At 48.9% G+C, this 11057-nt stretch carries 8 protein-coding genes and 1 riboswitch; of the genes, 5 read left to right on the top strand and 3 right to left on the bottom strand.

Features of this window, described 5'->3' with window-relative positions; all coding sequences use genetic code 11:
* Positions 1–89: 89 nt before the first annotated feature.
* Positions 90–253, bottom strand: a riboswitch (cyclic di-AMP (ydaO/yuaA leader).
* Positions 254–625: 372 nt separating this feature from the next.
* Both BMW55_RS01370 and erm read left to right on the top strand, forming a co-directional pair.
* Entirely contained in the window at positions 626–1669 is a 1044-nt protein-coding gene (locus BMW55_RS01370) for an oxidoreductase (protein ID WP_089964566.1), read from the top strand.
* A 491-nt stretch (positions 1670–2160) separates the two neighbouring features.
* Entirely contained in the window at positions 2161–3018 is an 858-nt protein-coding gene (gene erm, locus BMW55_RS01365; RefSeq protein WP_089964565.1) for a 23S ribosomal RNA methyltransferase Erm, read from the top strand.
* Positions 3019–3095: 77 nt separating this feature from the next.
* Here erm and BMW55_RS01360 read toward each other — a convergent pair whose 3' ends face one another.
* Positions 3096–5879 (bottom strand): DUF2339 domain-containing protein, encoded by a 2784-nt coding sequence (locus BMW55_RS01360; protein ID WP_170839668.1) that lies wholly within the window; start codon positions 5877–5879, stop codon positions 3096–3098.
* A gap of 179 nt (positions 5880–6058) precedes the next feature.
* Between BMW55_RS01360 and BMW55_RS01355 the strand changes: the two genes are divergently transcribed.
* Together BMW55_RS01355 and BMW55_RS01350 are read left to right on the top strand one after the other, a co-directional pair.
* Positions 6059–6931 carry a metal-dependent hydrolase gene (locus BMW55_RS01355; RefSeq protein WP_089964563.1) on the top strand — a complete coding sequence of 291 codons (873 nt, stop codon included), beginning with the start codon at positions 6059–6061 and terminating at the stop codon, positions 6929–6931.
* Between the two features lie 18 nt (positions 6932–6949).
* Positions 6950–7789 (top strand): sulfurtransferase, encoded by an 840-nt coding sequence (locus BMW55_RS01350; RefSeq protein WP_089964562.1) that lies wholly within the window; start codon positions 6950–6952, stop codon positions 7787–7789.
* Between the two features lie 52 nt (positions 7790–7841).
* Here the strand turns inward: BMW55_RS01350 and BMW55_RS01345 are convergent, their stop codons facing one another.
* The gene (locus tag BMW55_RS01345) at positions 7842–9212 is read right to left on the bottom strand and encodes an aldehyde dehydrogenase (protein ID WP_244527396.1); all 1371 of its coding nucleotides are present in this window, start codon (positions 9210–9212) and stop codon (positions 7842–7844) included.
* Between the two features lie 376 nt (positions 9213–9588).
* Positions 9589–10230, bottom strand: coding sequence for a hypothetical protein (locus BMW55_RS01340; protein ID WP_139179408.1), 642 nt, complete (start codon positions 10228–10230; stop codon positions 9589–9591).
* Positions 10231–10628: 398 nt separating this feature from the next.
* Here BMW55_RS01340 and BMW55_RS01335 point away from each other — a divergent pair, with 398 nt between their 5' ends.
* Positions 10629–11036, top strand: coding sequence for a hypothetical protein (locus tag BMW55_RS01335; protein WP_089964559.1), 408 nt, complete (start codon positions 10629–10631; stop codon positions 11034–11036).
* The last annotated feature ends 21 nt before the right edge of the window (positions 11037–11057 follow it).

The following is an 11057-nucleotide window of genomic DNA, read 5'->3' as shown; positions in this document are numbered from 1 at the left end:
CATGCTTCCGATGATGGGTGAATCAAGCGGGTTTTAAAGCACTAAAAAGCAACAGGTGGTTATCCTGTTGCTTGTTCTCAACAAAAATAACCCCCTCTCTCATCACGCTTACGAGGTTAGCTGTCGGATTCGGATCTTGAGAGTTACCCTACTCATGCCGGTGGTGGCATGAGATTCACCCCATGTGGAGGAGATCCATCCTCTCCACAATTGGTTCCCCCGCTCCTTGATCAGGATTCAGCGATCACTGGGATTGCATTCGTATTCAGTTGATGTCATCATACTCTTTTGAAAACAAAATGTAAATCTATGATTCCGGTTCATTCAGATCGATTTGCGTACGTCACGTCACATGTAAGCCATAAATCGGTTCTTTTCATATCCATTCTCGCATTTTCATTGAATTGATAGCCTGTTTCTTTATTTATAATAGCAGATTTCAGCCCAAGAATATAAACACGGATGGAGAAAAATCGCTTGAAAATAAATATCTGCAAGAGTATGATAGGTCTCAAAGCAAATCACGGCTTACGGGCTGGATTCCGTCATGGAGCATGAGAGCAAAGTTCCGGCGTTTTGCGGCTTTGTTTGTAGTACTTCATATATTCAATTGGGAGAGATGAAGTTGAACAGCATAAAGATCGGACTGATCGGATTTGGTTTTTCCGGAGCCACTTTTCACGCCCCCGTCATCCAGGCTGTGCGTGACTTGAAAATCCATACGGTCGTATCCTCTCAACCGGATAAGGTAAAGCGCCAACTCCCCGAGGCAACCGTCGTATCCAGTGTGGATGAATTGCTGCGCGACCCGGAGATTGAGCTGGTGGTCATCACCACTCCCAATGAAACCCATTTTCCCTTTGCCAAAGCAGCCCTCCAAGCCAAAAAGCATGTGGTGGTGGAAAAACCGTTTGTCATCCATGTGGAGGAAGCGGATGAACTGATCCGTCTGGCGGAAAAACAGGGCTGCCTGCTGAGCGTCTACCACAACCGGCGCTGGGATAATGACTTCCTTACCATCCAATCTTGCATAGAAAGCGGCCTGTTAGGCGAAATCCATACATACGAAGCCCACTTTGACCGCTACCGGCCGGAGGTGCGCAACCGCTGGCGCGAACAAAACCTGCCCGGATCCGGAATTCTTTACGACCTGGGCTCCCATCTGATCGATCAGGCTCTCCAGTTATTTGGCCTCCCCCATTCAGTCACTGCCGACCTGATGGAACAACGGCCCGGCGCACAGACAACGGACTATTTCCATCTGGTGCTCGGATATGGAGGAGGACGTCGGGTCATCCTGCACAGCGGCTCCATGGTAAAAAATCCGGGTCCGCGTTATCAAGTTCACGGAACAAAAGGATCATTCATCAAATATGGCATGGATTCCCAGGAAGAGAGTTTAAAGCGCGGAGCCAAACCCGGTGATCCCGGTTGGGGAGAAGACTTCCCTGAGCAGTATGGCACAATCACCACCAGCGTCAACGGCTTGGAGTTGACCGGAACGATTCAAACGCTGCGTGGCTCGTATGAGACTTATTATCATAAGATGGCGGCCGCCATTCGCGAACGGGCTCCCCTCCCTGTCACGGCACAGGAGGCCCGCGAAACGATCCGCATCATTCAGGCAGCCATACAAAGCCATAACGAAAAACGAACCATTTTGCTTTGAGAGCGCACAAGACGAAGAATCCCCTTTCGGCAGGCTGCGGACCTGGAAAGGTGTTCATTCTCTTGATGGAACAAGAATGATGGATCGGATCGGAGCATCCTTTTGACATGGAATGGAAAGCCAATTATAATTTTTCATGTACTTACAATCGTAACGAGGAGAAATCATTCAAATGTATTCCGTCAGACTTCGATTCCCAACTTTGAACAGGTAATGAAATATGTTCAAAGACTCTGCCTGTGTTCGCAGAGTAAAGGGGATCAGTCTGCCCTTATTTAATCATCTTTTTTTGCATGCGCATAGAGAAGGAAAATAGGTAGAAAGGCAGGCGAGTACTGTCTTTCTTTTTTTATTCATCATTGGTTTTTCCTTTAAACAATAGATTTCTCGGCTGATTGCTGATTGTCCCTAAAACTGAATGGAATGGGTTTCCCTTTGCTCTGAATCACAGGCAGCTGGCCTGTGATTTTTTTTGAAGGGATGAGAGTCTGATGAATATTCATCGAAAAGATCAGCGCAAGCAATCAAGCCGGGGAGAACCTCCCAACTTTCTCGGACAGCATTTCATCCATAATAAAAAGTTGCTTCATGAAATAGTAGACCGGGCAAATGTGAGCATAACAGACACGGTATTAGAATTGGGAGCCGGAACAGGCGCATTGACAACCGTACTGAATCAAAGAGCCGGAAAGGTATTGGCGGTCGAATATGATGCCAAGTTTGTTGATATTCTTAAACGGAAAACGGCTCAACATCCAAATACCCTCATTGTTCATCAAGACATAATGAAAATCCGATTGCCAAAAGAAAAGTTTCTTGTGGTGTCCAATATTCCATACGCCATTACGACACCGATTATGAAAATGCTGCTGAACAACCCTATTAGCGGCTTACAAAGAGGGGTTATCGTAATGGAAAAAGGGGCAGCCAAACGATTCACCTCAAAATTTGTGAAAAACTCTTATGTTTTGGCTTGGAGAATGTGGTTTGATCTCCGCTATGTCAAAGAAATTTCCAGATATCATTTTTCGCCTCCGCCAAGAGTGGATTCTGCGATGATCATGATCAGCAGAAAAAAGGAGCCGGTTGTACCGTACAAGGATCATTCAGCTTTTTTGGGACTGGCTCAATATGCACTTCAAGAGCCGTACGCCCCTGTTGAAAAAGCACTCAGAGGAATATTTACAGCTCCTCAAATGAAGCATCTGAAAAGAAATTTAGGGATGATAAACGAAACGCCAATCGGTTCTCTAACGGAATCTCAGTGGGGAATGGTTTTTAAAACCATGAGCCAATATGTGCAGCGTCCCCTCTGGCCACGAGCAATAAAGAGCAGGAATCCGAGATAATAAGGCAAAAGCCACAAAGAGCTATGAGTGGGATTTCATAGCATTTGTGGCTTTTCCGTAAAGGAAGTTGGTTTCATTTATGCCGACTGATGAAACCAGTGTTTATAGCGTTGGTACAGATAAGAAACGATCAGCAGAATCACGCCGAGACCGATGAAGGAGAAGATCCGGTACAACGTTCCCAGGAACGAAAGGTCAAACAGAAAGATTTTAAAGATCGACAAACCGAACAAGGCGATGGCGACCAGGCGCAACAACGGCAGCTTCCGCCATATGCCCGCTCCCATCAATACCAGCGAGTAGATCAGCCAGGCGATGGAGATCGACATCTGCTTCTGGTTATCCAACTGGTGAAGCAGGCGGACATCCGATTGATCCGCCAGGTAACGGATCCGCTCAAAGGCATCGCTCACTTCGACCGTGACCAATTCAAACAATAGACCGGTGATGAGGATGGTAAACAAGAGGGGGTGAACTTTCTTCGCATGGACTTCCGTTTGCTTTTTCCACCAGGCATAGTGAACAAGGAGCACACCTGCCGCTATCAGCAGGGTGAAAAAGCGCAGGTTATAGACAGGGGTGAACCGGTCCAAAACCGGATAGGAAAAGCCCTGCCAAATGGCTGTCAATAACCCCAGCGCCAACACACCCCAGGAAAGATAAACAAGCGCCTGAAGACGCTGCCTGAAACCGATCCAGGCGAAGAAGAGACTGTAACCAAACCAGGCCAGCACCAACGACATCGTTTTAGAAAAACGGATCATTTGTTCCATCGCCAAGCTGGTATGGAGCAGTTGTTTGTCATAATAATCTCCAATTTCCATGGAGATCAACTCGAACAGCAAAACAGCCAGCGTCCCGATCATCACGACCGGAATTGCCTTCAGCTTCAAATCGTGTTCATACTTTTTCCACCAGCGGAGGTGAACATAGATGATCCCCGCCGCGATGACAAAGACGAGAAAACGCAGATTGTATACGGGAATAAACTGGTCCGCCGGACCGTAAGCCATTCCCGTCGCCGCTGCAGTGATGACGCCGACACCCAGCAGGGCCCATCCCGTTGCCACCAGGGACCGGATTTGCTGCCTGAATGCCACCCAGGCAATCCATAAACTGTACGCCATCCAGACCAAAGAACAGATGAGATACCTGCTGTAACTGAGGCTCTCCCGTAACGCCGGTCCTGCATTCAGAAAGATGTGATCGAAGTAAAAGTTGGTTTCACCCGTCAAGAAGAGGAAGAGCAGAATGGCCCACCCGTTGTGCAGGAATGGCACGGCGGGAACAACCAACTTCATATCCCAACGTTTTAACAGCAGGGCACTTGTGCCCAAAGCGGCCGACAGCCCGATATAAGCCAGGGCACGCAAGTTAAAAAAGGGGAACCATGTCTCCTGCTCCGGTTGAAACTGAGCAGAGAGAGCAAGCAACATGAACGAGCTGACCGCGTACAAAATGACGGCAAACCCGCATACATGCCGGATCTTCCTCCTCGCTCCCCACCAGACGAGCAGCCAGGCTTCCACTGTCCAGGCATAGATCAAATGATATTTCTCCCATTGGTACGCATTGGCCAGCGTCAGCAGGATGAGAAAGGAAAAACCATAACGAAATACCTCTTCCCTCGAAACGAGCGAAAGTTTCTGCCTGCGGTGAAGGAATAGGAGCGGAACCAGGTAAGCCACGCCCCCCAGCAGGAATACGGCGCTCAACCCATCCTCATGCCGGGGCAAGAGGAGCAGATTCCAGCCGAGAAAGAAAAAGAAGAGATGGAATCCTGCGGCAATCGTATTCGCCATCGGCCATTTGGCGGGACGCAAGGAAGAATAAACTTCATAGGCAAAAAAGAACGCCCAGAACAGACACAAGAAAAATGATTCCAGCCAAAGCTCAGCCGGTTCCTGATTGAAAGGAATCCATGACAACAGAATCAGGTATACGGCGCCCAATGTCATATAGTAAAGAATGACCCAATTTGCTTTCTTGATGACCAGCAGCAGCATCCCTATGGTTAAAAAAGCCAAGTATGTAAACAATCCGAGCGTGCTGCCGCGTTCAGACCCCAGTAAAAACGGAGTTAAAAAGCCGCCGATCCAGCCGATAACCGAGATGGCCAATGCTTGATACCGCAATGCCTGTTGAAAAGCGAGAAGAGTGACGAGCGACATAAAGAGAAAGGCGACTTCCGGCGAGACCAAATGATAAAAGTTAAAGGAAGCGAAAGATGAAACATAAAGAATGGCAATCCCGGCCCCGATCCATCCCTGGGCAAAAACGGGCAATCCTCTTTTATGGAAACGGGCACCGCCCCACAGCAGGAGAAAACCGGCCGCACCCCCGGCCAATACCCTGACCGTCTCATTGATCCAGTTATTCTCAAATGCATATTTAACAAAAAAGCCAAGCCCGATCACGAGCGCTACAGCCCCGATGTAGTTTAACCACTTTCCCCCGATTAACAGTTCCCATTCCAGGCGTGAACGCCGGCTCAGCCGGCCGGATTCTGCCTCCGGAACTGACTCCGGTTCAGGTGAACGGCCCATAGGGGAATCTGCAACCCCTTCCGTAACCCGGACAGGAATGGGGGGAGAAACAGATTCTTTCGGTTGAGACTCCGTTTCCACTTCGGGCTCCATCCGGATCTCCCGGAACTCCTCCTCTCTTTCCGGCGCAGCAGCCGGCGGCTCATCCGAAGCTCCCGGGTCCATCCTGGTTTCCAGGGCTTCGATCCGCTGAACCAAACGGGTCACAGAAGCTTGCAGTTCTGACAGCTGGCGCTTCAATTTCTTTGTTTCCCTGCGGGAATTACTCCATCCGATCGCCAAGCCGATGATCATTAAAAATAGAAAAAAAGACACTTCCATCCTCCTTCTTTTTCCAACTTTCAAATTTAATCATATTTTACATGAGAAATGAATAAAAACCACCGTTCAAAAGAAACAAAATAAAAAGACCGCTTGTTCTCGATTCAAAAAGATTTGTTAAAATAGAGGGTAGCCGCAAATAACACCCAGCAAAAAAGAGAGCGTGAACGAAAATGGATACCCTAACACACGGCTTGTTTGGCTACACTTTATACAGGGCATCCAAAAAAGAAGAGATGCCGGTAAATATGAAACGGAGCTTGTTGGTGACGGCAATGGTCGGAAGCCAGATTCCGGACATCGATGTGCTATCCCAGCTGACGGAAACGGGCAGAATGATGGAACAAATGTGGCACCGGGGCCTGACGCATTCGGTGTTTCTCGTTCCTTTTTGGGCCCTGCTCATTTACGGGCTGTGCCGGTGGCTGTTTAAAGTCAGAGACCGGAAAATCTTTTATCTGGCCATGCTCGCTGTCTTCATCCATGATACAATTGATCTGTTCAACGCCTGGGGAACGGGCTATTTTGAACCTTTTTCCTCGGTACGCATCACGTTTGGCACCATCCCCATCATCGACTTTGTATTCTGGGCCATTTTCCTGACCGGATTCATCGTTTCCAAAATAAAAAAGTCACTCCCTGGCTTCAAGGTTTATCGCTGGATCGCCCTGGCCATGTTGATTCATTTTTCGCTTCAGACCCTGCAAGGTTTTTGGGTGGAACATGAGGCCAAGGAGCGCTTTGACCGGACGGAATTGGCCGCGACCTTTGTTCCGTGGCAATTCCAGGTGATCGGCAAAAAGGGAAACCGGGTTGAAATCTACCGGGACTCGGTCTGGTCCGAACCGAAACAACAAGCAACGCTGGTTTCCAGTGAGGACAGTGATTTAAAGCCGCTGTTGAATCAAAATCCCCGTGCGAAAGTCCTGTTGCAGTGGTCGCCGTTTGTCGTGGTCGTGGATGATGAGGAGCGGCTGGGAATTTTCGATCCCCGCTTTTACCGGAACGGCGAATCATTTGTCGCCGAATATATTCATAAAAAATAAAAAGGATGTGAATGAGGAATGAACCGAATCGTCAGCATGGACTGGGTAGCCAATCACCTGGATCAACCCGGCCTGGTGCTCGTCGATTGCCGCTTCACCCTTGGCCAGCCGGACGCGGGGAAGAAAGCTTACCTGCACAGCCATTTGCCGGGAGCCTTTTACCTCGATCTGGAAAAAGACTTATCCGGCCCTGTCCGGGAACACGGCGGCAGACATCCCTTGCCGGACATACAGATTTTGGCCGGCAAACTGGGGAAGATCGGTATCGACGAAAACGTCCATGTCGTGGCTTATGATGATCAAGGCGGAGCGATGGCTTCCCGTTTGTGGTGGCTGCTCACCTATCTTGGACATGAACAGGTCAGTGTGATGAACGGGACATTCAGCCGTTGGCGGGAGCAGGGCTATCCGGTGACCGCGGAACTTCCTTCTGCTGAACCGCGAACCTTTATCCCCCGCACACAGCCCCGGATGATGGCCGACATGAACGAAGTCAAGCAAAAGCTGCATCAAAAGGAGACACTGCTCCTCGATTCGCGAGAAGAAAAAAGATACCTCGGGGAAGAAGAACCGATCGATCCGGTAGCGGGACACATCCCGGGGGCGAAACATTCATTTTGGAAAGACGTGCATAATGAACAGGGAGGGTGGAAAACACCGGAAGAGCTGCGGCAACTCTTTGGCAAGTTCCCTCCCGCGAATGAGATTATCGTCTACTGCGGTTCCGGCGTCACCGCCACCCCCAACGTGCTGGCCCTCTGTGAAGCCGGGTACCGGAATGTTAAATTGTATCCCGGCAGTTGGAGCGACTGGATTTCATACAGGGAAAATCCCATCGCCCGCGGGAAAGAAGAGTGATGCTCCCGTCTCGTCAGGCACCCCCCTCGCGCGAAGCCAGGGGGGTTTTTCGTCAATTCATCAGTTTTTTGATCATTTTCAAGCCGTTTTTAAAGGAAGGATAACGAACAGGCAAGTCAAAACGGGTCGTCTGTTTGACAATGCTCTTCTGATGAGAAAAACACTCAAAGCTGTATTGCCCGTGATAACTGCCGATCCCGCTCGTACCCACGCCCCCAAACGGCAAATAAGGCGTCGCCAGATGAATCAGCGTATCATTGATGCAGCCGCCCCCGAAGGGAATCGAGGCGATGATTTCCTCCTGTTTCTTCTCATTTTCCGAGAAAAAGTACAGGGCCAACGGTTTGGGCATCTCTCTGACTTTAGTGATCACATCGGAAAGTTCGGAGAAGGTGAGCACAGGCAGGATGGGCCCGAAGATCTCTTCCGCCATGACGCGGGAGTTCCAGTCCACCTCATCCAACAGCGTGGGAGCGATCAATCGCTTTTCCGGGTCCGTCTCCCCGCCGATGATGATCTTTCCGTCTTTCAAAAACTCCGCCAACCGGGAAAAATGCCGGTCACTGATGATCTTCGCATACCCGGGATTTTGCAATGGATCTTCTCCGTAAAACTCCCGTATCGCCTCCTTCATTTTTTCCAGGAGCCCATTCTTCACCTCTTCATGAACCAGCAAATAATCCGGAGCGACACACGTTTGCCCGGCATTGATACACTTTCCCCAGACCAGCCGCTTGGCCGCCAGGTCCAAGTTGGCGTCCTTGTCGACGATCGCGGGGCTTTTTCCGCCCAGCTCCAGCGTGACCGGGGTCAGTGTCTTGGACGCGGCTTCCATAATCTTTTTCCCCACAGGAACGCTCCCTGTGAAGAAAATATAATCAAACGGCTCCTTCAAAAGCGCCTCACTCACTTCTGCCGCACCTTCCACCACGGTCACATACTCTTGCTCAAAAATTCCCTCCAACATCTGAACCAGGAGTTTGGAAACGTGGGGGGCATACTCCGACGGTTTGATTACCGCGCAGTTGCCCGCGGCGATCGCCCCTATCAGCGGTGCCACCGATAATTGAAAGGGATAATTCCACGGAGAGATAATCAGGGTGACACCGTACGGATCGGGGTATATCATGCTTCTCGAGCCGAAGTGGGTAAGCGGGGATTTCACTTTTTTCGGCTTCACCCATTCATTTAAATGTTTCATCACATATTTAATCTCTTGTAACACAAAGCCAATCTCAGTGATATAGGATTCGGCCTCCGATTTGTTGAGATCCTTTTTTAACGCGGTCATGATATCCGGTTCATATCGTTTCACCGCATCCCGCAACTTCTCCAGACTGCTCATCCGAAAAGCCAGTTCCCTTGTTTTTCCCGTATAAAAAAACTGCTTTTGCGCCTGAACAATGCCTGTCACTTCCTGCACTCCCGTTCCCTCCTTTTTTGGGCGCCGAATAGAGTCAATGAACATGAAAATCGATAATATTTTTCAAAACTAGCATACTTCTTCTTCAACAAAGAAGAAACCCCTCCTTCTTCCTGCAGGAGCGATTTTCTCAGACGATCATCCCTTGTTTGATGTCCAATAAATGAAAAACGACTTGAGGCTGTATACCTAAAAGCTCAAGTCAAATGTTACAGGAAATTCAGGGACGACTACTATTCGCCCGGGTCTCTACAAGCGGCTGACGGCCTGCATGTCGGAATAAGGCTGAATGAGTACGTCGTCCCTTCCCCTCCCTTGACCAGGTGCACAAAAGCGACGCAGCTCATGCGGCGAACGGTTGAAGTTGAACCCCTTATCAGCAACTTCTGGGTTTGTTCGCTTCCATTTCGGCAGCCGTAAGAATGATGGGCCCAATTACTTGAGCATTCGTAACAGTGGACGGAGTTAGCAGTACGACTCTTAACGTGTACTCAATCAATTGTTCTCCTCGACTGACAATCGGTTGTTCATCTACAAATGTAAAACTAGTGGCGGCAAAACTGTCTCCACCATCGGCTTCAGCCGAATCGATGATTGAAAATATTTCTTCCTCTGATCCGGTATCTAATCGGGTACGAAAAATCGAGAACCTTACACCAGGAACACCTTCAATTGCCTGCCAGCCTACTGTCCCGGTTAAAAAAAACCGGTCAGAAATATCATCCATATTCAGTCTGACACGAGCGATCGTTAAGGGAGGCGGAAGTGGGTCGCCTGGGGGTCTGCCCGGAATGGTAATGCTAACTGTTTCACCTTGTGTAGCAGGCTGGTCAGCTGTAAATTCAGTCAGCAATCCACGCTCTTCAATAAGTGGAGGAGTTGGGGGCTTCCGGCGGCATTTGCGCAACCGACGGCGCAGATGACAATCCTTACGGCGGTCACATTTGCGCGAGCGGCGGCGTGAATGACAATCTTTCGATGGGGCCAATCGTTTTTTTCTCTCCTTATGGTTATTCAATCCATCGACCTCCTTTCTAAAAATAGTATATTTTCTTGCTATATTTAAAGTAACGGCGCGACCCCTTAGGATGTAGAAAGGAGAGGCTGGTTTGCTCTCCATAGCGACTGCAAGGCCAATGCCTGGTTTCAATCGTCTGTTCTATCCCAGTAAACCATTGATAAACTCTGAAAACGCGCATCATACAATACGAACTCGTTTCTAGATTGAGTGCGTTCCAGTTATTGTAACCTCCTCCCATCCCTTTCTCATCTGGCGCACTTCAAATTGGCGCAATGTTTTGGTAAGCTTGGGGAAAGTGAGGAATTCTCAGAGTGTACAAAAGAGTTTTTCATCCTTCAGTATGAAATATTTGAAGCAAGAATGATGATGAGTTTCTTTAATTGGGAGGCGAAAAGATGACTCTGGGGGCGCGCATTATTTTGATGATCACAATCGGCAGTTTCATTTTTTCGACCGCGGGGCCAAAGTTAGGGCTGTCAGATCTGGAAAGTTTGGTTGTTGCACTGATAACCATCTTACTGCTCATTTTTTTGATTCCCCTTTTCAGGGAAGCCAGAGAAGAAAAATACATCATTATCGGCAACAGGAAAATCTCTGCACCACTTCTGGCATTCAGCATATTTGGTCTGATGGTCCTCGCCGTTGATGTTTTTGATTTTTTGCCTGAACCTCTGTCCAGTGCTGGTGTTTTTCCGTGGGTCTTTCTCATCTATTGGCCCCTTACGCTGTTCTTCAAAGTGGAGTATAAAGAAGACGAAGAACGGAAACAAAACATGAAATGGCGGAGAACCTGGCGTTCTTAAGTATCAAAAATCGTGAAATCA

It is taken from the genome of Lihuaxuella thermophila, from assembly GCF_900110165.1.
GTDB classification, from domain to species: Bacteria; Bacillota; Bacilli; order Thermoactinomycetales; family Thermoactinomycetaceae; genus Lihuaxuella; species Lihuaxuella thermophila.
Note: the sequence above shows the minus strand (reverse complement) of the source record. Positions and strands in the feature narration are given on the sequence as shown.